Consider the following 20,405-nt stretch of genomic DNA (forward strand, 5'->3'; position numbering starts at 1 on the left):
TACATCCTACTTTTACAAAAAATTATTTTAAAGTATTTACGTTATTTAAGTCTTCAAACGCTTTAACCAGTCTTGTTGAGAAAGTTTCTTCACCTTTTCTTACCCAAACTCTTGGGTCATAGAATTTCTTATTAGGTTTTTCTTCTCCTTCGGGATTTCCGATTTGAGATCTTAAATAATCAATATTGTTAACCATATAGTCTCTAACCCCTTCCGTGTAAGCGAACTGAAGGTCAGTGTCGATATTCATTTTGATAACTCCGTAGTCGATAGCTTCTCTGATTTCTTCTAAAGTAGACCCTGAACCTCCGTGGAATACAAAATTAACAGGCTTAGCAGCTGTTCCGAATTTCTCCTGAACATATTTCTGAGAGTTGTCAAGGATTTTAGGCGTAAGAACCACGTTTCCTGGCTTGTAAACTCCGTGTACGTTACCGAAAGCAGCAGCAATGGTAAAGTTGTCAGAAATCGCTTTTAATTTTTCATAAGTATACGCTATATCTTCAGGTTGAGTATATAATTTAGAGTTGTCTACATCAGAATTGTCTACACCATCTTCCTCACCACCTGTAACACCGATCTCAACTTCTAAAGTCATCTGCATTTTAGCCATTCTTTCGAAATATTTAGCAGAGATTTCCAAGTTTTCCTCTAAAGGTTCTTCAGACAGATCCAGCATATGAGAAGAATAAAGAGACTTTCCTGTCTGCTTGTAATGCTCTTCACTTGCATCTAATAATCCGTCGATCCAAGGCAATAATTTCTTTGCACAGTGGTCTGTATGTAAAATTACAGTAGCTCCGTAAGCTTCTGCAAGAGTATGAATATGTTTGGCGCCGGCAATAGATCCTAAAATTGCAGCTCTCTGACCGTCATTGTTTAGTCCTTTTCCTGCGTTGAACGCGGCTCCGCCGTTTGAAAACTGGATAATTACAGGAGAGTTTAATTTCGCTGCAGTTTCCATAACAGCATTTACATTGCTTGAACCAATTACGTTTACTGCAGGCAGTGCAAATTTGTTTTCTTTGGCATACTGAAAAATATCAGTAACTAATTGACCTGTGGCAACTCCTGCCGGAAAAATTCTGCTCATGTTTTACTTTTTATTTTAAATTATTAGGCGTTTTTAAAATTCCTGTAAAGGTAATCATTTTTGAGGAATTACTAATTTCTTTTGTCCCTGCCCCAAAGCAGCTTCTGACGGATTGTTTCGTAGAAACTTAAATGGTTCGGCTGTACCAGAAGGATTTGAAAATCCGCCTTTTTGATGATGATTTCTTTGTCGGTTTCTATATGGACCAGTCTGGAGTCCAGAGAAAGGGAATACTGTGGCACTCTGCTTTCCACTTTAAATTTTATTTCCACTCTGTCATTTACAACCAAAGGTCTTACGTTGAGATTGTGCGGAGCGATAGGGGTAATGACAAAATTTTCGTTATTGGGAGAGATAATCGGCCCGCCGCAGCTTAAAGAATAAGCGGTAGATCCTGTAGGAGTGGAAACAATGACTCCATCACCCCAGAACACATTCAAAAACTCGTCATTGATATAAGAATCTACCGTAATCATGGAGGTAGTTTCTTTTCTGGACACGGTAACGTCATTCAGTGCATACGGGAAAAAATCACCGGATTTTGGGGAAACAACCTCAATTACAGCACGGCGGCTTGTCTTCACATCACCTTTCAAGATGGCATCAAGTTCTTTAAAAGCCTCTTCTTTTGTAAAGCTGGCTAAAAACCCTAATCTTCCGGTATTCACCCCAACAATTGGGATCTCCAGGTCTTCAATAAAGGTCAGGGAGTTTACAATAGTTCCGTCACCTCCGAAAGTAAAGAAAAGGTCTACTTCTTTGTCCAGAAGGTCCTGCTTGCTGTTAAATGTTTCAAATATCTTTGAGAACTGAAGTGCTTCAGCCATTTCGTCATACAGAACAGATTTTACGCCTCTGGTTTCAAGTTCTGAAATAAACTTGCTTAAATATAAAAAAGTATCGAGGTCTTTTTTCTGAGAATATATGGCTGCCTTCATGTTATATTTCTATGAATTTTTGGAAAAACCCGAATCTGTCCTTAAACAGGTCCGATTTTTCATCAGAATAGTATTTTTCAACAATTCTATAATCGTACCGGTCGAAAGTAGCGTCTATCGAAGACAGGTTTTCGTTGCTGATCTTAATGGTTACCTGGATTACTTCATCAGACATAAAAGAGATGAATCCGCCATAGAATTTCGAGTTGTTGCTTTCCACAATGTTGGCGATCTCCGTCATCGAATACTTTCTGGCCGGCGTTTCTATGGTAAGAATAGCTCCTGTCTCTGAAAACAGCGGATAGCGGGAAAGATTCTGGAAAATATCTTCACAGGTGATATACCCAAGATATTTTTCATTTTTATTGATCACCGGAATCACATTGGCACTGAACGTATAGAAAAGGCGGATGCTGTCCATGATATTATTGTCTTCCAGGATGGCAAAGCGCTCGATCTGATGTTCGAGGTCCTTCAATATCCCGTCATCTTCATAAAGAAAGTCTTCCGCAATAGCTCCGTAGAAATGATGGGATTTTTTAATGAAAATGTGGGAATATCCAAAATCCTCTAACATATTTCTTGCTGATTCTATTGAGTCAGTAAGGCTAAAACACGGAAAGTCTTTTGAGATATAATCCTTGATAAACATTGTGCTAATTTATAAAAAATTAAATGAAACTTTTTCTCAAAACATCACTTTTTTTCTGGGAAAATTAAAAAAATGATGTTAAAATTTGTTCGTAAAGAAAAAAAAAGTATCTTTGTCGCCTTTCATTTTTACTTTTTATTAGATTTATTTCAAACTGCACTGTCTTTTAAGGACATATGCAGTTTTTTTATTTAAGGGCTTTTGCAAACTCCCACATCACAATTCCGCCGCATACACTTACATTCAGAGAGTGCTTGGTTCCGAGCTGTGGAATTTCAAGAAATGTATCAATATTGGGGAGTGCTTCATCACTTATTCCTTCCACTTCGTTTCCTAAGATCAACGCGTATTTTTTTGATTTGTCAATGGTGAAATCGGTGATCATCACACTGTCTGTTGTCTGTTCGATCCCTATAATTTGATATCCGCGGCTTTTATAATCATTTATCGCTGTGTTAGTGTCACTTTCGTAGGCCCAGTCCACACTTTCTGTCGCTCCAAGTGCGGCTTTGTGGATCTCACGGTGTGGCGGCTGCGGAGTAATTCCGCAGAGAATTATTTTTTCGATCAGAAAAGCATCTGCTGTTCTGAAAGATGCCCCTACATTATGCATGCTCCTCAGGTTGTCTAAAATAATGACCAATGGAATTTTCTCAACCTTCTTAAATGTTTCTACATCTATTCTGTTAAGTTCTTCCAGTTTTAATTTCTGTACCAATTGTTTTATTTTGTTGAGATTAATTTTCCTTCTCTGTATATTTCTGTTTTTTCAACGCTTCCGTCTTCACGGTAATGAACCCGGCTTCCATTCCATTTATCGTTGGCAAATTCTGTTTCACGTTGCAGTTTGCCTGATGGATAAAATGATTTCCATTTTCCGACAGCAAGCCCGTTCTCATACTGACCGATCTGTTTTACAGATTTTCCGTTTTCGTAGAAAACTTTGCTTTCACCGTGTAATTTAGCAAATTTATAATTGGAAATTTCCGCCACGACTCCCGAAGGGGTGTAAAAAGTAGCCGTAAAGCTGTTATCATAAATGTTTTTATCACCATTCCTAAAAACTTCTTTTGAAGTAAGAACACCATTTTTATCGTAATAAGCCCATTCTTTTACTTTATAGTCTTTCTTGTATTCTCCTTTAGCCTGAACTTTTCCGTTGTCGTGGTAATAAATGGCATCGCCTTCCACTTTTCCCTTCTTCCATTCGAGAATCTGTTTTACCTGTCCGTTATCATAGAAAGCTTTGCACGATCCCTCCTGAAGTCCGTCTTTGAATCCGCATGGTTTTTGTGCTATTGCCCACGATGATGTGGCCATTAACAGCAGAAAAAAGTATTTCATAGATATTTTTATTTCAAAAATAGCAAAATACTTATATTTGATTTAAAATATTAACATGAAAAAAATATCCACTTTACTGCTGTTGGTATTCGCTTTTCTATTTTCACAGGCACAGAACACCTATTATCCTCAGGCTTTTTTTGATAAAAAGCTAGCCAGGGAGATGCTTAGCTTTGGAAATTCTACGATAGAAGGAGTGGCTTCCACGAAACAGAAAAACAACTGGGGAATCAAACCCCTGCTTGGAGCAAAGCACTATGCTCCTAAAGGAACCGTAGTGATGCTTTTTCCTGTGACTCCTTATTTTGATGAGTTTTACAGCATGAGAAGAAAGTACGAGAGCAAGAAAACAACGGTCTACATGTCCGAAGATGCATTTAAATACAGGCTGGAAGCTTTAACGGACGATCACGGGCGATTTAAGTTTGAAAAGTTAAAACCTGGAAAATATTACCTGGAAACGATTGTTAATTTTACAGCTACTGCAAGCTATCAGGAGCAGACAGGAAGATCAGATGCTTATAATGCCTATGGGGGTTATCTGTATTCTACTCCCATATACCAGACCTTTTTTTATGGTTATTCTGCAGCGAACCGCGAAAGTAAATTCGTAGAGATAAAAGCAGACGGAGAAATCAAAGAAATCAACCTTTAAGGTTGATTTTTAATTTTTAGCCCCATGATCTGATGGACGCTCCTCTCAATATTTTGTGCCAATGCTTCCATAGGAATATCATTTTCGTCATTATTGAAAGGGTCTTCAATTTCCTCAGCAATCAGTTCCAGACTCATCAGAACATAATAGACGAACACGGTAAGCGGGATCATCAGAAGTCCGATCGTTATTACATAGGCAACAGGCAACGCAAGGACATATAAGATGATAAATTTCTTAACAAACGAAGAATAAGAGTAGGGAATAGGGGTGTTTTTAATTCTCTCACAGCCTCCACAGACATCCAAAAATCCGGAAAGCTGGGTGTCGAGATACAACATCTCTATATCCGATATCTTTCCTTCTTTTTTCAGTTGATTCAGTTTATAGGTCAAAAGAATGACAATTTCACTAGGCCCATGATGTTTAAGGGACTTTTCAATTTCTGTATAATCTTCGTCTAAAGCCAGTCTTGTAGATTCCTGTGAAAGATGTTTGGCCAGAAAATGCGGAAAGTACTTTAAATATCTTGAAATTTGCTCTGCGTCTTGCCGGTTGTCACCCAAAATAGCATTAATCTTTACGGCGAAATTCCGGGTATCATTCACCAGCTTACCCCAAAGTTTCCTGCCTTCCCACCATCTGTCATAGGCCGTATTCGTTCTGAAAACCAGCAATAGCGATAATACAAAACCCAGCAGGGAATGGATCATTCCGACATTGCTTACCCCTGATTTTGCAGTAAGATGAAGGTATTCCACTTCCAGATACTGGATCCCCCACGAATAAAGCCCCACAAGAATCATCGTCGGAAAAAGAATCTTCATGGTATCGCTTTTATGCATACTGAAAAGGATCTTCAGGAAATGTTTGGTGTTGTAGGCTCTCATAAATAGGCTTAGTGTTACAAAGATAATTTTTTCATTTTATCCCTGCTTTATCATGAAGCTTAAAATAATTTTAAAAATAAAGCAAAAGGGCAAAAAGACAGATTGACCACAGATTTCTCAGATTTTCACAGATGATTGCGCATAGTTTTTTTAACATTAAGATTTGTGAAGGAGATAAGGACAGTTAGGAGAAAATCAGAGATTTTTTTAGCTCTGGTTCTTAAAGCGAAGCTCAGCTTAATGATCTTAAAATCTTCACAAATCTTAATGTTAAAAAAACTAAAGTGTTTAAAAACTTTTTGTCCTTTTGTTGTTTAAATCAGGGCCCAGAATTCCCGATACCATTTTTTAATTTTCACAGATTTCAAAAAAACACTATTTTTATTTCGCATTAAATAACAAACAAGATGATCCTCGAAAACGTAGATGTAGTCAACGATATCAGTAAAGAAGATTTTCAGAAGAATTATTTCAAAAAACATAAGCCGCTTTTGATCAAAAATTTTGCGGCCAGATGGGATGCCTTCGACAAATGGAATCTTGCCTATATCCGTGAGAAAGCAGGTGATCAGATCGTGCCGTTGTATGATAATAAACCGGCTGATGCTTCCAAAAGCTCAGATGCTCCTGTCACGAATATGAAAATGAAGGAGTATATTGACCGGATTAAAAGCGGACCATCAGATCTGCGGATCTTTTTCTATATCATTACAGACCGGCTTCCGGAACTGCTGAAAAATTTCACGTATCCCGACCTGGGAATTAAGTTTTTTAAGCGGCTGCCAACTCTTTTCTTTGGGGGAAGTGAGGCCCATGTTCTGATGCATTATGATGTAGATCTGGGAGATTTTCTACATATTCATTTCGAGGGTAAGAAAAGAATCCTGCTATTTGATCAAAAACAATCTGCCTTTTTATATAAAGTGCCGCTCTCTGTTCATACGGTTTATGATATAGATTATGAAAATCCTGATTATGAGAAGTTTCCGGCCTTACAGTATGCCAAAGGCTATGAAATTTTTATGGAGCATGGTGATGCGCTTTTCATTCCCGGGGCATTCTGGCATTTTAACAGATATCTGGAACCGGGATTTTCCATGTCGCTCAGGGCTCTTCCCAACAAACCGAATGTTTTTGCCAATATGATGTACCATGTTTTTATCATGAGGTATACAGATAAGCTTCTTCGTAAGCTGTTTAAGGCTAAGTGGGTGAATTACAAGCAGAAATGGGCTTATGAAAAAGGGACGGAAGCTTTTGAAAAGAAAAGGAAATAGTCTTGAAGGTTGAAGAGGGAAGCTGGAGGTTAATGTATCTCCTTATAATATTTCCTGTGACGGTTATAATTGAAAGTCAATTAGGAAAGTCAGAATGTTTTAAAAAATTAATTAAAAAATATTCAGTGGTTCTGTAGAGCTTCAGAAACTTCTATCTTCCGGCATCCATCTTCTCTCTTATTCATTAATAAGACCGAAGATTTTGGCATCTACAAACCTTCCTTTTTCAAAAAAATAATCACGCAGAGTGCCCTCATCTTTAAAGTTTAAAGAGTTCAAAAGCTTTTCGGAAGAAATATTGGAAGGGTCTATGAATGCGTCTACCCGGTGAAGTTTCATACTTTCAAAGCCAAAAGTAAGAATAGAAAGAATAGCTTCTTTCATATAGGCGTTTCTCCAGAATTTAGGATTCAGTTCATAGCCGATCTCAGCACGGAAATGCTCCGGGAACCAGTTATGGTAGCCGCATGTTCCAATAACTTTCTTGTCGGATTTTAATTCCAGTGCCCATCGGAATCCTTTTCCTTTTTCAAATTCATTATTAAAATGTCGGATGATCTTTTGAGCATCTTCCTGTGTTTTAAAGGTTTCCAGATCATAATATTCCATGACTTCATCCAGAGAAAAATATTCGAAGAGGTCTTCTGCATCATCAATAGTCAGCTGTCTTAAAAGAAGTCTTTCAGTTTCTAAAACAGGGTAGATCATAGAGTTTATTTTACTGAAAAATACAACAAATATTTTATTATGAACATATAATACAGCTTTTGATCCCATAGCGAGATTAATTTCATCACAATTTTCAACCCTGAATTTATTTTATTTAAATTTGGGGCTCATTTTTTATTATGGCAAAAACGAAGAAGGAAACCCCGTTAATGACGCAGTATAATACCATCAAGGCGAAATACCCTGATGCACTGCTGTTATTCAGGGTTGGAGACTTTTATGAAACGTTCGGGCAGGATGCTGTGAGAACCTCCCAGATTCTGGGTATTGTTCTTACCAAAAGAGCTAATGGAGAAGGACATATAGAGCTGGCAGGATTTCCACACCATTCAGTAGACTCCTATCTTCCAAAATTGGTAAGAGCCGGAATGAGAGTTGCCATCTGTGATCAGCTGGAAGACCCAAAAATGGTCAAAGGAATTGTAAAAAGAGGCGTTACAGAGCTTGTGACACCAGGTGTTACCTTTAACGATCAGGTATTAAATTCAAAAAAGAATAATTTCCTTCTTTCTCTGCATAAAGAGAAAGAGAAGTACGGAATTGCCATGGTGGATGTTTCTACCGGCGAGTTTTTGGTGAGCGAAGGAAATCTGGAAAAGATCCTGCATATCATCAATACTTTTGATCCCAGCGAAATTGTGTACCAAAGAAGTGTTCAATTGCCGGAACAGCTCAAAAATAAAAGCGCCTTTAAGCTTGAAGACTGGGCTTTCCAGTATAATTTTGCCTACGAAAAACTGACCTCGCATTTTAAAACGAATTCTTTAAAAGGGTTTGGTACAGAAAACCTTCCACTAGCTATTACAGCAGCGGGAGCCATTTTCGCTTACCTGGTAGAAGATACACACCACAATCTGCTGGCACATATCACAAAGCTTCAGATTATTCCACAGGAAGATTACCTGATGATGGACAACTTTACCCTGAGAAATCTTGAAATTGTTTATCCAAGTAATCCACAGGGAAAATCGCTCCTGGATATTATTGACAAAACATCTACCCCGATGGGTGGAAGGTTATTGAGAAGAAGAATCATTCTTCCGTTAAAATCGGTGGACGAAATTATGAGGAGACTTTCTCTGATTGATTTTCTGAATGAAAATGATCAACTGAAATACGAGATTTGTCAGTTGTTGAAATCGATCTCGGACCTTGACAGGCTGATGGGGAAACTGGCTGCAGAAAAGATATCTCCGAAAGAACTTGGCTATCTGCGCCAGAGTTTGATCAATATTCATCAGATTAAAGCGTTGCTTCATCCTCATGCAGATGTTCTGGCCTGGCTGGAGCCGTTATTTGATATGGATGAACTGATCAAATTTTTGCAGAATCATCTCAATGAAGAGCTTCCGGTGAATATCTCCAAAGGAAATATTATCAAAGAAAGCATCTCGGAAGAGCTTGACCGATTGAGAAATCTACAAAGTAAAGGCCGTGGTTTCCTGGATGAGATGTGCCAGAGAGAAATAGAAAGAACGGGAATTTCAAGCCTTAAAATTGATTTTAATAATGTTTTCGGATATTATATAGAAGTAAGGAATGCCCATAAAGATAAAGTTCCCGCTGATTGGTTGAGAAAACAAACGCTTGTCAATGCAGAGCGTTACATCACCGAAGAGCTGAAAGAATATGAAAGCCAGATTCTGGGTGCCGAAGAAAAAATAGGGGTGTTAGAAAATGAGCTGTATAGAAATGTGTGTGCCGAAACAATGGTCTATATGGATCAGATCCAGGGAAATTCCAATATTATTGCACAGCTTGATGTAGCGGTGGGACTTTCAGAACTGGCTGTTTCTGAAAGCTATACGAAGCCCGTTCTTAATCAGGGATATGCCATTGACCTTAAAGAGGCAAGACACCCGATTATTGAAAATGCGCTTCCTTTGGGAGAAAAGTACATTCCGAATGATATATTTTTAGACAAAGATTCCCAGCAGATCATTATGGTAACAGGGCCGAACATGGCCGGTAAATCAGCGATCCTGCGTCAGACAGCAATTGTATGCCTTTTGGCTCAGATTGGAAGTTTTGTTCCCGCAAAACATGCTGAGATTGGGGTTTTGGATAAAATTTTTACAAGGGTAGGGGCTACCGATAATATTTCGGCCGGTGAATCTACTTTTATGGTAGAAATGAACGAAGCCGCCAATATCCTGAACAATATTTCGGAACGCAGTCTTATCCTGCTGGACGAAATAGGACGTGGAACATCTACCTACGACGGAGTTTCTATCGCATGGGCTATTGCAGAATACCTTCATCAGCATCCTACGCAGGCAAAAACTTTATTTGCAACCCATTATCATGAATTGAATGAAATGACGGTGAATTTTGAAAGAGTGAAGAACTTCCACGTTTCCATCCAGGAAAATAAAGGAAATATCATTTTCTTAAGAAAGCTGATTCCGGGGGGCAGTGAGCACAGTTTTGGTATTCATGTGGCTAAACTGGCGGGAATGCCGGCAAAAGTGGTCAACAGAGCCAATGAAATCCTTAAAACCCTTGAAGCGAGCCGTACACAAAACACCAGCACTTCTGAAAGCATCAAAAGAGTAACAGAAGAAAATATGCAGCTCTCGTTCTTCCAGCTGGATGATCCGGTTCTGGAAAATATCCGTGAGGAACTCACAAAAATAGATATCAATACCTTGACACCTATTGAAGCTTTAATGAAGCTTAATTCAATAAAAAAAATGATTGGAGGCTAATCCAATCATTTTTTTATTTGTATTGATTAGCAACAAACTCCCTTTGTATCACATGCCCCTATATACAACTCTCCATCATTGTTACAAAAACAGGTTGTAACACAGGTAGGTCCGTTACCACCATTAATTTCTTTTAATTCATTTTTCGTTAATTTTCTTTTTTGAAGATTTGTTTTCATGTTAAATATTTTAGTTAGGTTTTAAAATGGTCTTTTTGTAAAGTTCTGTCAATTAGCAGCAGTATCCGTCACTGCCTCTTGGTCCAATGATCATGAAATGGCTGGGTACACCTCTGAGCTTGCACAGGCCTTCAGCACATGAAGCTCCTCCGTTGATCTCTTTTAACTCTTTTTTTGTAAGTTTTCTGCTTTGAAAGTTTGATTTTTTCATACCAATTATTTTGTAGTTAATTTAAATCCTTAACAGCAGTATCCGTCCTGAATACCATAAACGCCATATAATTCTACTCCGGTCACCGGATCAATACAGCTTACGACTCTTGGACATACAGGTCTGAAGCCTCCACTGATTTCTTTCAATTCTTTTTTTGAAAGCTTTCTTGGTTGAAGATTTGATTTTTTCATAATAATTTTAATTTGGTTATAGCTAATTTACATTTTATTTCATATAATTCTATAGTTGGTGATAAAAAAATAAATATCATTAACAAAGTTTAACAGATTGATACTTAAAGAAAAGGATAGCATTCGTTAACTTTAAGCATGAAGAATTTATTAAGTATACTCCTCCTTTTTTTATCCTTTGGTGCTTTGAGTGCTCAACAGAAAGAAGTTTCCATTATGAAATACGAAGATTTTGAAAAACGTATTCAGAAGGATAATGATAAGTTGTTGGTTGTCAATTTCTGGGCGACTACCTGCGCTCCTTGTGTGAAAGAACTGCCTCATTTTATGGAGATTAATAATAAATTTAAGGATCACTCAAACTTTAAAATGATTTTGGTTTCGCTGGACAGGCTTGTAGATAAAGAAAGAGTATTGAAATTTATCAAAAATAAAAACCTTACTGCTGAAGTGATCCTGCTGGATGATATTAAAAGAATGAATACCTGGATTCCAAGGTTTGAAAAAAACTGGGACGGAAATATTCCGGTGACAATCTTCTATAAAAATGGTGAAAAAGTGTATTTCAACGATGGCGAAATGAGCAAAGAAGACCTGGAAAAGACCATCAACAATAATTTAAAATAAAAAAATAACATATGAAAAATCTGAAAATTTTAATGGCTGCATTTATTGCTGGGCTTGGAGTTCTGAGCTTTACAACAACAGATCATAAAGCTGACACCTCTCAAAATACATCTGTAAATTCTGCTGTAAAAGGGTATGAAGTTGGAGATGAAGCCGCTGATTTTAAGTTGAAGAATATTGACGGTAAAATGGTTTCTTTAAGCGATTTTAAAAGCTCGAAAGGATTTATAGTAATATTTACCTGCAACCATTGTCCGTACGCAAAAAAATACGAAGACAGGATTGTAGAGTTAGATAAAAAGTTCAAGGATCAGGGTTATCCGGTTATTGCTGTTAATCCTAATGATCCCAATGTACAGCCGGAAGACGGGTACCAACAGATGATCGAAAGGGCAAAACAGAAGGGGTTTACTTTCCCGTATTTGGTAGATGAAGGACAAAAGATATATCCGCTTTACGGAGCTACAAAAACACCTCATGTTTTTGTCCTTCAGAAAGAAAACGGAAAAAATATCGTGAAATATATCGGAGCTATTGACAACAATTACGAAAATCCAGACGATGTATCCGAATATTATGTTCAGGATGCTGTAAATGCCCTGATCAAAAGTGAACCCATAAAAATGACAAAAACAGTAGCTATAGGATGTACAATCAAAGTAAAGAAATAATATATTTGTAGTAATATTATAAAAAATCGGTGTTCATTGAATGCCGATTTTTTATGACCGAAATTGAATGTCGATTTATCCATTCAATAGGGGTGGGCTTTAGCCCGCACAAACAGAAATCAGCCATAAAGGCTTTAGCCAAAATTTAAACACAGCATGGAATTTAAATTCAGCCTGAAATATCTTCTTCTTACCATTGTTATCTTTCTTATAGAAGTTCTGATCGCCACAAAACTGGCCCATATTTTCTTTGTAAGAGCTTATCTTGGTGACGTGATAGTCGTTATGCTTCTATACACATTTGTTAAAACCTTTGTGAAGATCAATGATGAAAAGCTTATCCTTGGAATTTTAATTTTTTCCTGTATCATAGAATTTGCACAATATTTTACTGTTGCAGAAAAATTAGGCTTCCGTCCTGGAAGCCTGATGTATATTGTAATCGGAAATTCTTTCTCTTGGATAGATATTCTATGTTATGCTGCAGGATGCCTGATGCTTTTCCTTGGGCTGAAGTTTAGCCAATTGAAGAAAGAAAAGCAAACTATTGCAGGCTGAACACCAAAGGCTGCCTCATGATGCTCCGGACTTTTTTGCCATTCTCTTCTGCAGGAATCCATTGTGTTTTGATCATTTTCAAAGCCCTTAGAAATTCATCTTTTACCATTTTATATTCGTAGGATTCTATTTTAATATCCACCATATTTCCTTCTGTGTCTATAATAAAAGTAGCAACGGCTTTAGCTTTCATAATCTCCGCTTTTACTAATGGAGAGGTCCGGAAATTTTTTAAAACTTCCTTTACAAATGCCTGGTGCCCGCCAGGAAACGCCGCAATCTGGGATGGCCGGGGTTCTGCATCTACCGATGGCTTTGGACCTGGAATTACAGTTGAATCTTTTTGGGCAGCAATGGAAACAGCCCAGAATAACAGAATAAAAAACAAATATTTTTTCATAGGGTAAATCTTATCTTCCAAAGCTGTCATATTTATCTTCCGCATATTTTATAAAGCGGTTAAGCAAAGCTACATTCTCTTTTTCCATTGGAGAAAGTTCCTTGTCAACATTATTTGAAACAGGAATATACCAGTCCGTCTGTTCAAAGAAATACCTGTAAGTCTCTTTTTTGAAAGAATAACCATGTCTTGCAAAAACAGAATTTTTGATGATTTCAAGATCTATTTTTCGTAAGTTTTTCAGGTCTTTTTCAGATAGCTTTTGCTTCGATGCATTCAAATTAAAAATCGCTTCAGAAGCTACCCTGTTTTTAGAAGTCGTATAGCTTTCCGTCTTTCCGGTTTCTTCATCTGTATATTTTTCCACAAAATCCTTTGGATTGGACCAGTCAACCAGATCAGAATCCTTATCCAGCATAAAATTAGGATTGTATACAAATTCCTTTTTTGAAAGTTTAATCGTTTTTAAGGGTGATTTTACTGCAGTTTTATTAAAAGCATTCCATTTTCCGGTGATGCTGTCACCGCTTAATTTTACTTCAAATCTACCGTCTGTTTTATCATTGCCAGGCTCATCCAGTACAAAAGATTTAGTGCTTTCATTAAAAATACCCCTGAATGGACGCTGATTTCCATTGACGATGCTTTGTCCATAGACACTGTCTTTAGTTATTCTGTTAATTTTCAGTGAAATTCTCTTATTAATGCTGCCCTCATATTCAGAACCGTCTGTTTCATCTACCATTTTTTCCATACCGGCAAAATCACCGGTATAAATTCCGTAATATTCTTTGTAGATTTCAGGAACTGCTACAGAATCTTTTTTGGCGATCACTGAATCTTTTCCTGTTTCGTTTACTTTTCCATCTTTCTTACAGCTCAGAAGAGAGACTGCCAGCATGGAAGCTAGGGTGTAATTTAGAATTTTCATATATGTTTTTTTGTAATTAAATATTCAATCAAAAGGATATTGGGAATCCAGCCAAGCCATGCGATGATTTGGTAGACATCCATTGGGTTTGGGTGGAATAAATATACAATAATAACTTTCCAGATCCGTAAGGTAAGCGCAGATAAAGTAAGGGCAAAACTTCGCCACATCCACTGCTTGTGTTCTTTAAACCTTTTCTTTCTTGCCGATTGATAGGCTTTATACGTAGTAAACCACCAAAGAGACCCTAGAATAACGAACGAAATTTTAGATAAAAAGCCTCCGTTGGCAAAAAATCCCATATAGATTCCGGAAGGTGCCGCCAGAATCAGAATTAAAAAAATATAGACTTTGCCAATATTCTTGTGAAAATTTTCAATCCCGAAATTTTTTCTGAGAATAGCCAGAAATCCAGAAATTAGCACAAAAATACTGGTATACACATGGGTGTAGAAAAAAGAAAGATATTCCGGTCTGTCCTGAACTTCTGTCTGTTTGATCATCAGAAAGCTTACATTAGGATTGAAAGGAACGTATTCCAGCGTAATTTTAAGCATTAACCAAAAGAAATATCCAAACCCTATGATGAGAAGGATTTTAAAGATGGAAAAAATATTTCTTTTAGCTGGGATCATTGCTCGTTATTCAAAGCTTAAAGTGAGAGGGAAACTAAAATAGCTGCGGACAACCTTTCCATTGGACTCCAGTGGTTTCAATCTGTTTTTCATCGATTTTATAGCTCTTATTATTTCTTTATTGAAATCAGCATTGTCTCCGGTTACTAAGATATCTTCTATTTTGCCTTTTGCATTAATTATAATTTTTGCTTTCGAAGTGATGGTACCTGTCATGCCATTTATTCCTTTTATTCGGTTCAGATTTATTTTGTCCGCGAGATCTTTTCGGAATTTCATCATCCCTCCAGGGTATCTTGAAGTGTCAGAATCTTCCGAAACATTTTGAACAGAAGGTGTTTTTATGGTGTCAAGTGTTTGCGTATATGCTGTTATTGTACTTAAAAATAAGATGAATAATATTATTTTTTTCATCATGATAAATTATTTAAATGTTGTGAAATAAGCCACGCCTCACTCCAGCATGCTTGGAAATTAAATCCTCCCGTCACAGCATCAATATTCAAAACTTCTCCGGCAATATAAAAATTCGAGAGTAGTTTTGAAGACATATTTTTAAAGTTAATTTCCTTTAAATCAACGCCTCCGGCGGTTACAAACTCGTCTTTAAAAGTAGACTTTCCCGTAACCTTCAGCTTTTTTCTACAAAGGTTTTCAAGGATCTTCTGTATTTCTTTCCCTGAAATATTGGAGATTTGTTTATTAAGATCAACCTGTGAAACATCCAATATTTTCTGCCAGAATCGGTTGGTAATGTCAAAGATCTTCGCCTGGCCTATCGTTTTCTTGGGATTTGACTGTTTAAAATTATGGAAACTTTCTTCAGCCTCATCCACAGATTTTGAAATAAAATTCACTTCAATTTCAAAATGGTACTTTGATTTCGCAAGACTTATCGCTTCCCATGCTGAAATTTTCAGAACAGCAGGTCCTGAAAGGCCCCAATGTGTGATCAATAAAGGTCCATTTTCTTCAGTTTTTAAGGAAGGAATTGAGATTTCAGCATTTTCAAAGCTGGTTCCGGGAATATCCTGTAGCAATTCATCTTTAATATTGAAGGTAAAAAGTGATGGGACGAGATCTATGATCTTGTGACCCAGATTTTCAACGATTTTCAGTGATTTCGGAGAACTTCCGGTCGTATAAACGACATAATCCGCCTGAAAATCTCCCAAACTGGTCTTGACAAGATATTTTTCATCCTGTTTTTCAATTTCTTTTACAGAACATTTTGTTTTGACCTCAACCTTTTTATTCTGAATTTCATTCAGGAAAGTATTGATAATGGTCTGTGAAGAATTGCTTTCCGGAAAAACCCGGTTATCATTCTCAATTTTCAATGGTACATTGCGTTGGTCAAACCAATCCATAGTATCTCCCGGCTGAAATTTGGTAAAAACACTTAGCAGTTCCTTATTTCCCCTTGGATAAAACTGAACCAGTTCCCTTGGATCAAAACAGGCATGCGTAACATTGCAACGTCCGCCACCTGAGATTTTTACCTTCTGAAGTACATCTGAGTTCTGTTCAAGGATGGTAATTTTATATTTTTTTTCGTCAAGATTCGATGCGCAGAAAAAGCCTGCGGCGCCACCTCCGATAATGATGATCTGTTTCATGTAATGGTAATCCTATGCTGAAGATTATTTTTTCAAAAGTACAATTTTTATAAACCATCTTATTTGAGTAATTTTGAAGATTATAATTTAATCATACTAAAAACAACTTTTACATGATTTTTTACCATAAATTCGAAGTACGCTGGAGTGACCTTGATGCCAACAAGCACTTAGCCAATTCATCATATGTACAGTACTGTGCCCAGTCCAGAATGGCCTTTATGACCAAAGAAAAAATGGGAGTAACCCAGTTGAGCCGATGGGGAATAGGACCTGTGATTCTGCATGAAAGATATTCTTTCTTCAAAGAGATTTACGCCGACCAGACGGTTATCGTAAGCCTTGAGATAGATGGATGCTCGGAAGACTCTTCCATCTATAGATTTCTCCATAAATTCTATACGCCGGACGGAGTACATTGTGCCACTGCAGAGGCTACAGGAGTGTGGATCGATATGATGCTGAGAAAAATGACAACCCCGCCGGATGATGTGGTTGAAGCAATGAACAAATATAAAAGCCCTGAAACAATAGTGATGAGTAGGGAAGATTTCAAAAAGCTTCCTTTCCAGCCAAATAATGTGGATCCGGCAGAATTTAGCTAATTCGAAGTTTAAAGTTCACAGTTCAATGTTGAATGTCTTTAATACATTTTACACTGAACATTAATACAAAAGAAATTATGTTTGAAGATAAATCACAGGAACTTACTCCCATTTCCAAATTAGGAGAATTTGGTCTTATAAAGCATTTGACACAATATTTTCCACTATCCAATGAGTCTTCGGAACTTGGAGTAGGAGATGATGGGGCAGTTATCAATCCTGGAAATAAAAAAGTTGTTCTTACAACGGACGTCCTTGCAGAAGGAGTTCACTTTAATTTAGGCTACGTCCCATTAAAGCATTTAGGCTACAAAGCTGTTGTCGTAAACCTCAGCGATATTGCAGCAATGAATGCTGTGCCGACGCAGATTTTGGTTTCTATGGCCGTGTCCAGCCGTTTTCCGGTAGAAGCTTTAGAAGAAATTTATTCCGGAATTCAGGCTGCTTGTGCAAGATATAAAGTTGATCTTATTGGTGGAGATACCACAAGCTCTAATTCCGGACTTGTTATGAGTATTACTGCTGTAGGAATTGAGGATGAAGAGAATATTGTAAAAAGAAGCGGGGCAAAACCTAATGACCTTCTGGTTGTAAGTGGAGATTTGGGTGGTGCTTACATGGGATTGCAGATCCTTGAAAGAGAACATGCTGTTTTCCTCGCCGACCCAAATATGCAGCCCGAAATGGAGGGCTATGACTATATTCTTGAAAGACAGCTTAAACCTGAAGCAAGAACAGACGTTAAAGCAATTTTGGAAGAGTTGGATATCAAACCGACTTCCATGATCGATATTTCTGACGGTCTGGCTTCTGAGATCCTTCACCTTTCTGACCAGTCTAAAACCGGTTTCAGATTATATGAAGAGAAAATCCCGATGGACAGCCTTACGATTTCCACAGCGGATGAAATGAACCTTAACCCGGTCATGACTGCATTAAGCGGTGGCGAAGATTATGAACTGCTGTTCACTATTTCACCAAATGATTTTGATAAGATTAAAAACCATCCTGACTTTACGATCATTGGTCATGCTGTAGACAATGAAGAAGGTAACTATATGGTAGCAAGGGGCTCTAATCAGCTTGTTCCCCTTACGGCACAGGGCTGGGATGCTTTTTTAAACAGCCAGCAAAAATAAATAGAATTATATTTAATTTGAATATTGTAGAAAACCGCAGCATTTTTTGCTGTGGTTTTTGTTTAGTTGAATAATATTAAAAAATTGATTAATGCCTACATCAGAAAAAAACATCCCCACCCATCATCTCACCTCCGAACAGTTTCAGCTGATGACTCTTGATACAGGACATCCGGAAAATTTTAATGATGTTCACCGTCACAATTTCTTTGAGATTATCTGGTTCAGTCATGTGAAAGAAAACAGCAGTCTGGAACTGGATTTTGAAAGTCATATCCTTAAAAATAACCAGATTTGCATTATTGCGCCGGGACAGGTATTCAATATGAAACTGAGAGGTGAAAAGGGGTATGTACTCGCTGTGAGCAGGGAAATCTTTAAGGAAGCCAGCGATATAGAAACAATCCTCACAGGAGGAACATGTCCTTTTTCTTTAGATCCTCAAAGCGGAGAAACCTGTAGTACAATCATCTCACTGATGGAAAAAGAATATAATGGATCTTCCAGGTTAGATTTATTAAAATCCTATCTGCGGGCATTCTGCATCATCATCACAGAACAGATTAGTCTGCAAAACCCATCAATTAATGACAGGCAGCGTATTCAAGAGCTAGTAAGCCTGATTGAAGAACATTATACAGCTGAAAAAGATACCCGTTTCTATGCTGATCAGATCAAAATAAGCACCCATCATCTCAACGATATTGTTCGTTTGTCCAGAGGAACGACTGTGAAAAAAATGATTGCTCAGAGACTTGTTTTGGAAGCTAAAAGGGAACTTAGCTTTGGTGCTTTAACCGTTAAAGAAATTGCTTTTAAACTGGGATTCAGCGACGCGTCTTATTTCTCACGTTTTTTCAAAAAACATACCGGCCGGAATCCGGAGGGATTTAAAGAAGGAAAAGCTTAATCTTCAGAAAGTTCTTTTAAATTCATTTTAAAATAATAAGTTTTCATAAAAATTACAAAATGTAATCCTCAGTTTGTGCTGGTCTTCCTTCAGTTACTGTATTGAAAAGCTGTGTTTTTTACTGGAATTTTGCCACGAGAAAAAACGATCTGTGTAGATCGTTGAATGATTGAACCCCTTTATGAGAAATTTAAGTATCGTAGTGTTTATTCTGGCACTGCTCAACACCCTGGAATCACTGAGTATAGACCTGTATCTGCCCGCTTTTCCAAGTATGGCACAGATTTTCCAAACCGATATCGGACATATCCAGATCTCAATTTCTGTGTTTTTTGCAGGATTTGCTTTCGGACAATTACTTTGGGGACCTTTGTCTGACAGGACAGGACGTAAACCCATGCTGTACTGTGGACTTTTTCTTTTTATTGCAGGTGCTACAGCCATATTTTTTACAGAAAACATTTATATATTATGGGCGATGCGTTTTCTGCAGGCATTCGGTGGAAGTGCTGGAATTGTGATCGGGAGAGCAATCGTTATCGACCTTTATGACAGGCAGAAATCTGTAGCCATATTTTCGCAGCAGTCTCAGATCAGCGGAATTGCTCCTATTGTTGCACCGCTTCTGGGAAGTGTATTTCTTAAATTTTGGGGATGGAACAGCTCATTTGCTTTTTTGAGCATAATGGGTCTTTTAACCCTATTAATGGTATATAAATATGTTCCCGAAACGAATGCAAGAATGACGCTTTCAGATCATGCTGAAGATGAAAAAGGATTAAAAGATCATCTAAAAGCAATACTTTCCAATAAAGAATTCATCAACAGCACGATGATTGGAAGTATTGCCTTCGCTTCCCTGATCATTTATATTTCCAATGCACCGTTTTTATTTATGAAACTTCATGGGTTCTCCAGCGGCGTTTTCAGCCTGATATTTGGTTTTAATTCATTAGCCTTAATAACCGCTGCATATATTACACCTAAATTAATAAAGAGAATAAGCGATACAAAGCTTTTACTAGTAGCTACCCTTATGCTGTTGATCGTATGCAGCCTGCATATCTTCATCGCTGCCGGAAATCTTTCAGTAGCACTGGAAATTATGATGTTATACCTTTCATTGCTGGCTATAGGAATTCTTTTTCCCATCACTTCTGCTCATGCTTTGTCTCCTTTTAAAGAAGGGCGAGGGACAGCTGCTGCTGTAATGGGTTTTATGCAGCTGATGGTTACTTTTTTACTTTCAGGACTGGCTGGACTTTTAGAAGCAGATTCCATTATGCCAATGGTTATTTTGCGTACAGGCATTGCATTCATTGCGGTTTGGTTTGCTTACCGCTCATTTAAGAATAAAAAAACCTCAGTATAATGAAATTCTAGTAGGTTTGAACTCATGTTGAGTGAAGTACTATTTGTATATTATCATACAGTTTTTCC

The 20,405-nt window shown here is 37.5% G+C and carries 25 protein-coding genes; 10 read left to right on the plus strand and 15 right to left on the minus strand.

Going from position 1 to position 20,405, the window contains the following annotated elements; genetic code table 11:
* Nucleotides 1-22: 22 nt before the first annotated feature.
* From fbaA to ACTJIV_RS01295, 5 genes are all read right to left on the minus strand, one after another.
* Complete coding sequence (gene fbaA, locus ACTJIV_RS01275; RefSeq protein WP_111954073.1) at nt 23-1,093, minus strand: class II fructose-bisphosphate aldolase; 1,071 nt, start codon at nt 1,091-1,093, stop codon at nt 23-25.
* 71 nt (nt 1,094-1,164) lie between these two features.
* Nucleotides 1,165-2,031: an NAD kinase gene (locus ACTJIV_RS01280; protein WP_111954075.1), complete on the minus strand. Its 867-nt coding sequence runs from the start codon at nt 2,029-2,031 to the stop codon at nt 1,165-1,167.
* Between the two features lies 1 nt (nt 2,032).
* Nucleotides 2,033-2,608, minus strand: coding sequence for a CBS domain-containing protein (locus ACTJIV_RS01285; protein ID WP_223557939.1), 576 nt, complete (start codon nt 2,606-2,608; stop codon nt 2,033-2,035).
* A gap of 262 nt (nt 2,609-2,870) precedes the next feature.
* Entirely contained in the window at nt 2,871-3,401 is a 531-nt protein-coding gene (locus ACTJIV_RS01290; RefSeq protein WP_440625125.1) for an RNA methyltransferase, read from the minus strand.
* Between the two features lie 5 nt (nt 3,402-3,406).
* A complete protein-coding gene (locus ACTJIV_RS01295; protein WP_223557940.1) occupies nt 3,407-4,027 on the minus strand; it encodes a toxin-antitoxin system YwqK family antitoxin in 621 nt (206 codons plus the stop codon).
* Between the two features lie 55 nt (nt 4,028-4,082).
* Between ACTJIV_RS01295 and ACTJIV_RS01300 the strand changes: the two genes are divergently transcribed.
* A complete protein-coding gene (locus ACTJIV_RS01300; RefSeq protein ID WP_111954083.1) occupies nt 4,083-4,682 on the plus strand; it encodes a hypothetical protein in 600 nt (199 codons plus the stop codon).
* Here the strand turns inward: ACTJIV_RS01300 and ACTJIV_RS01305 are convergent.
* On the minus strand, nt 4,679-5,572 hold the full coding sequence (locus ACTJIV_RS01305) for a bestrophin family protein (protein WP_440625127.1): 894 nt from the start codon (nt 5,570-5,572) through the stop codon (nt 4,679-4,681). The two genes, ACTJIV_RS01300 and ACTJIV_RS01305, sit on opposite strands and share 4 nt — an antisense overlap.
* Before the next feature lie 407 nt (nt 5,573-5,979).
* On the opposite strand from ACTJIV_RS01305, the gene ACTJIV_RS01310 reads away from it, so the two are divergent.
* Nucleotides 5,980-6,849, plus strand: coding sequence for a cupin-like domain-containing protein (locus ACTJIV_RS01310; RefSeq protein ID WP_440625129.1), 870 nt, complete (start codon nt 5,980-5,982; stop codon nt 6,847-6,849).
* Nucleotides 6,850-7,026: 177 nt separating this feature from the next.
* Here ACTJIV_RS01310 and ACTJIV_RS01315 read toward each other — a convergent pair whose 3' ends face one another.
* Nucleotides 7,027-7,557 (minus strand): GNAT family N-acetyltransferase, encoded by a 531-nt coding sequence (locus ACTJIV_RS01315; RefSeq protein ID WP_440625131.1) that lies wholly within the window; start codon nt 7,555-7,557, stop codon nt 7,027-7,029.
* Between the two features lie 140 nt (nt 7,558-7,697).
* Here ACTJIV_RS01315 and mutS point away from each other — a divergent pair, with 140 nt between their 5' ends.
* A complete protein-coding gene (gene mutS / locus ACTJIV_RS01320) occupies nt 7,698-10,286 on the plus strand; it encodes a DNA mismatch repair protein MutS (RefSeq protein ID WP_111954091.1) in 2,589 nt (862 codons plus the stop codon).
* A gap of 26 nt (nt 10,287-10,312) precedes the next feature.
* On the opposite strand, the gene ACTJIV_RS01325 is transcribed toward mutS, so the two are convergent.
* Genes ACTJIV_RS01325 through ACTJIV_RS01335 form a run of 3 tightly spaced genes read right to left on the minus strand, consistent with a single transcriptional unit; the run spans nt 10,313 to nt 10,870 of the window.
* Nucleotides 10,313-10,465 carry a bacteriocin gene (locus tag ACTJIV_RS01325; RefSeq protein ID WP_111954093.1) on the minus strand — a complete coding sequence of 51 codons (153 nt, stop codon included), beginning with the start codon at nt 10,463-10,465 and terminating at the stop codon, nt 10,313-10,315.
* A 52-nt stretch (nt 10,466-10,517) separates the two neighbouring features.
* Complete coding sequence (locus ACTJIV_RS01330) at nt 10,518-10,676, minus strand: bacteriocin (RefSeq protein ID WP_223557943.1); 159 nt, start codon at nt 10,674-10,676, stop codon at nt 10,518-10,520.
* Between the two features lie 29 nt (nt 10,677-10,705).
* Nucleotides 10,706-10,870 carry a bacteriocin gene (locus ACTJIV_RS01335; protein WP_111954095.1) on the minus strand — a complete coding sequence of 55 codons (165 nt, stop codon included), beginning with the start codon at nt 10,868-10,870 and terminating at the stop codon, nt 10,706-10,708.
* A gap of 138 nt (nt 10,871-11,008) precedes the next feature.
* Here ACTJIV_RS01335 and ACTJIV_RS01340 point away from each other — a divergent pair, with 138 nt between their 5' ends.
* From ACTJIV_RS01340 to ACTJIV_RS01350, 3 genes are all read left to right on the plus strand, one after another.
* Nucleotides 11,009-11,497, plus strand: coding sequence for a TlpA family protein disulfide reductase (locus ACTJIV_RS01340; protein WP_440625134.1), 489 nt, complete (start codon nt 11,009-11,011; stop codon nt 11,495-11,497).
* Nucleotides 11,498-11,508: 11 nt separating this feature from the next.
* A complete protein-coding gene (locus ACTJIV_RS01345) occupies nt 11,509-12,168 on the plus strand; it encodes a thioredoxin family protein (RefSeq protein WP_440625136.1) in 660 nt (219 codons plus the stop codon).
* Nucleotides 12,169-12,324: 156 nt separating this feature from the next.
* Complete coding sequence (locus ACTJIV_RS01350; RefSeq protein ID WP_440625138.1) at nt 12,325-12,726, plus strand: DUF2809 domain-containing protein; 402 nt, start codon at nt 12,325-12,327, stop codon at nt 12,724-12,726.
* Here the strand turns inward: ACTJIV_RS01350 and ACTJIV_RS01355 are convergent.
* The 5 genes from ACTJIV_RS01355 to ACTJIV_RS01375 are packed head-to-tail and all read right to left on the minus strand — an operon-like array spanning nt 12,713 to nt 16,311.
* A complete protein-coding gene (locus tag ACTJIV_RS01355; RefSeq protein ID WP_440625140.1) occupies nt 12,713-13,126 on the minus strand; it encodes a hypothetical protein in 414 nt (137 codons plus the stop codon). The two genes, ACTJIV_RS01350 and ACTJIV_RS01355, sit on opposite strands and share 14 nt — an antisense overlap.
* A gap of 10 nt (nt 13,127-13,136) precedes the next feature.
* Nucleotides 13,137-14,057, minus strand: a complete 921-nt coding sequence (locus ACTJIV_RS01360; RefSeq protein WP_111954105.1) for a YARHG domain-containing protein — start codon at nt 14,055-14,057, stop codon at nt 13,137-13,139.
* A complete protein-coding gene (locus ACTJIV_RS01365) occupies nt 14,054-14,692 on the minus strand; it encodes a DUF2306 domain-containing protein (protein ID WP_440625142.1) in 639 nt (212 codons plus the stop codon). Before ACTJIV_RS01365 ends, ACTJIV_RS01360 begins: the two co-directional genes overlap by 4 nt.
* Before the next feature lie 6 nt (nt 14,693-14,698).
* The gene (locus ACTJIV_RS01370; protein ID WP_440625144.1) at nt 14,699-15,109 is read right to left on the minus strand and encodes an energy transducer TonB; all 411 of its coding nucleotides are present in this window, start codon (nt 15,107-15,109) and stop codon (nt 14,699-14,701) included.
* Nucleotides 15,106-16,311 (minus strand): NAD(P)/FAD-dependent oxidoreductase, encoded by a 1,206-nt coding sequence (locus ACTJIV_RS01375; protein WP_440625146.1) that lies wholly within the window; start codon nt 16,309-16,311, stop codon nt 15,106-15,108. Before ACTJIV_RS01375 ends, ACTJIV_RS01370 begins: the two co-directional genes overlap by 4 nt.
* Nucleotides 16,312-16,424: 113 nt before the next feature.
* Between ACTJIV_RS01375 and ACTJIV_RS01380 the strand changes: the two genes are divergently transcribed.
* From ACTJIV_RS01380 to ACTJIV_RS01395, 4 genes are all read left to right on the plus strand, one after another.
* On the plus strand, nt 16,425-16,916 hold the full coding sequence (locus tag ACTJIV_RS01380; RefSeq protein WP_111954113.1) for an acyl-CoA thioesterase: 492 nt from the start codon (nt 16,425-16,427) through the stop codon (nt 16,914-16,916).
* Between the two features lie 77 nt (nt 16,917-16,993).
* The gene (gene thiL, locus ACTJIV_RS01385; protein WP_336378185.1) at nt 16,994-18,055 is read left to right on the plus strand and encodes a thiamine-phosphate kinase; all 1,062 of its coding nucleotides are present in this window, start codon (nt 16,994-16,996) and stop codon (nt 18,053-18,055) included.
* Nucleotides 18,056-18,146: 91 nt separating this feature from the next.
* On the plus strand, nt 18,147-18,965 hold the full coding sequence (locus ACTJIV_RS01390) for a helix-turn-helix domain-containing protein (RefSeq protein ID WP_440625149.1): 819 nt from the start codon (nt 18,147-18,149) through the stop codon (nt 18,963-18,965).
* 181 nt (nt 18,966-19,146) lie between these two features.
* Nucleotides 19,147-20,337 carry a multidrug effflux MFS transporter gene (locus ACTJIV_RS01395; protein ID WP_440625151.1) on the plus strand — a complete coding sequence of 397 codons (1,191 nt, stop codon included), beginning with the start codon at nt 19,147-19,149 and terminating at the stop codon, nt 20,335-20,337.
* Nucleotides 20,338-20,405 lie beyond the last annotated feature (68 nt).

Origin of the sequence: Chryseobacterium sp. 22532 (assembly GCF_052044665.1) — a bacterium.
Taxonomy (GTDB): Bacteria; Bacteroidota; Bacteroidia; order Flavobacteriales; family Weeksellaceae; genus Chryseobacterium; species Chryseobacterium lathyri.

Bases quoted from the DNA above. Each gene is read 5' to 3' on its own strand.
- ACTJIV_RS01280 (WP_111954075.1), bottom strand. From the start codon at position 2,031: ATGAAGGCAGCCATATATTCTCAGAAAAAAGACCTCGATACTTTTTTA.
- thiL (WP_336378185.1), top strand. From the start codon at position 16,994: ATGTTTGAAGATAAATCACAGGAACTTACTCCCATTTCCAAATTAGGA.
- ACTJIV_RS01325 (WP_111954093.1), bottom strand. From the start codon at position 10,465: ATGAAAACAAATCTTCAAAAAAGAAAATTAACGAAAAATGAATTAAAA.
- ACTJIV_RS01370 (WP_440625144.1), bottom strand. From the start codon at position 15,109: ATGATGAAAAAAATAATATTATTCATCTTATTTTTAAGTACAATAACA.
- ACTJIV_RS01375 (WP_440625146.1), bottom strand. From the start codon at position 16,311: ATGAAACAGATCATCATTATCGGAGGTGGCGCCGCAGGCTTTTTCTGC.
- ACTJIV_RS01395 (WP_440625151.1), top strand. From the start codon at position 19,147: ATGAGAAATTTAAGTATCGTAGTGTTTATTCTGGCACTGCTCAACACC.
- ACTJIV_RS01365 (WP_440625142.1), bottom strand. From the start codon at position 14,692: ATGATCCCAGCTAAAAGAAATATTTTTTCCATCTTTAAAATCCTTCTC.
- ACTJIV_RS01330 (WP_223557943.1), bottom strand. From the start codon at position 10,676: ATGAAAAAATCAAACTTTCAAAGCAGAAAACTTACAAAAAAAGAGTTA.
- mutS (WP_111954091.1), top strand. From the start codon at position 7,698: ATGGCAAAAACGAAGAAGGAAACCCCGTTAATGACGCAGTATAATACC.
- ACTJIV_RS01345 (WP_440625136.1), top strand. From the start codon at position 11,509: ATGAAAAATCTGAAAATTTTAATGGCTGCATTTATTGCTGGGCTTGGA.
- ACTJIV_RS01390 (WP_440625149.1), top strand. From the start codon at position 18,147: ATGCCTACATCAGAAAAAAACATCCCCACCCATCATCTCACCTCCGAA.
- ACTJIV_RS01300 (WP_111954083.1), top strand. From the start codon at position 4,083: ATGAAAAAAATATCCACTTTACTGCTGTTGGTATTCGCTTTTCTATTT.
- ACTJIV_RS01310 (WP_440625129.1), top strand. From the start codon at position 5,980: ATGATCCTCGAAAACGTAGATGTAGTCAACGATATCAGTAAAGAAGAT.
- ACTJIV_RS01285 (WP_223557939.1), bottom strand. From the start codon at position 2,608: ATGTTAGAGGATTTTGGATATTCCCACATTTTCATTAAAAAATCCCAT.
- ACTJIV_RS01315 (WP_440625131.1), bottom strand. From the start codon at position 7,557: ATGATCTACCCTGTTTTAGAAACTGAAAGACTTCTTTTAAGACAGCTG.
- fbaA (WP_111954073.1), bottom strand. From the start codon at position 1,093: ATGAGCAGAATTTTTCCGGCAGGAGTTGCCACAGGTCAATTAGTTACT.
- ACTJIV_RS01340 (WP_440625134.1), top strand. From the start codon at position 11,009: ATGAAGAATTTATTAAGTATACTCCTCCTTTTTTTATCCTTTGGTGCT.
- ACTJIV_RS01360 (WP_111954105.1), bottom strand. From the start codon at position 14,057: ATGAAAATTCTAAATTACACCCTAGCTTCCATGCTGGCAGTCTCTCTT.
- ACTJIV_RS01305 (WP_440625127.1), bottom strand. From the start codon at position 5,572: ATGAGAGCCTACAACACCAAACATTTCCTGAAGATCCTTTTCAGTATG.
- ACTJIV_RS01335 (WP_111954095.1), bottom strand. From the start codon at position 10,870: ATGAAAAAATCAAATCTTCAACCAAGAAAGCTTTCAAAAAAAGAATTG.
- ACTJIV_RS01355 (WP_440625140.1), bottom strand. From the start codon at position 13,126: ATGAAAAAATATTTGTTTTTTATTCTGTTATTCTGGGCTGTTTCCATT.
- ACTJIV_RS01350 (WP_440625138.1), top strand. From the start codon at position 12,325: ATGGAATTTAAATTCAGCCTGAAATATCTTCTTCTTACCATTGTTATC.
- ACTJIV_RS01295 (WP_223557940.1), bottom strand. From the start codon at position 4,027: ATGAAATACTTTTTTCTGCTGTTAATGGCCACATCATCGTGGGCAATA.
- ACTJIV_RS01380 (WP_111954113.1), top strand. From the start codon at position 16,425: ATGATTTTTTACCATAAATTCGAAGTACGCTGGAGTGACCTTGATGCC.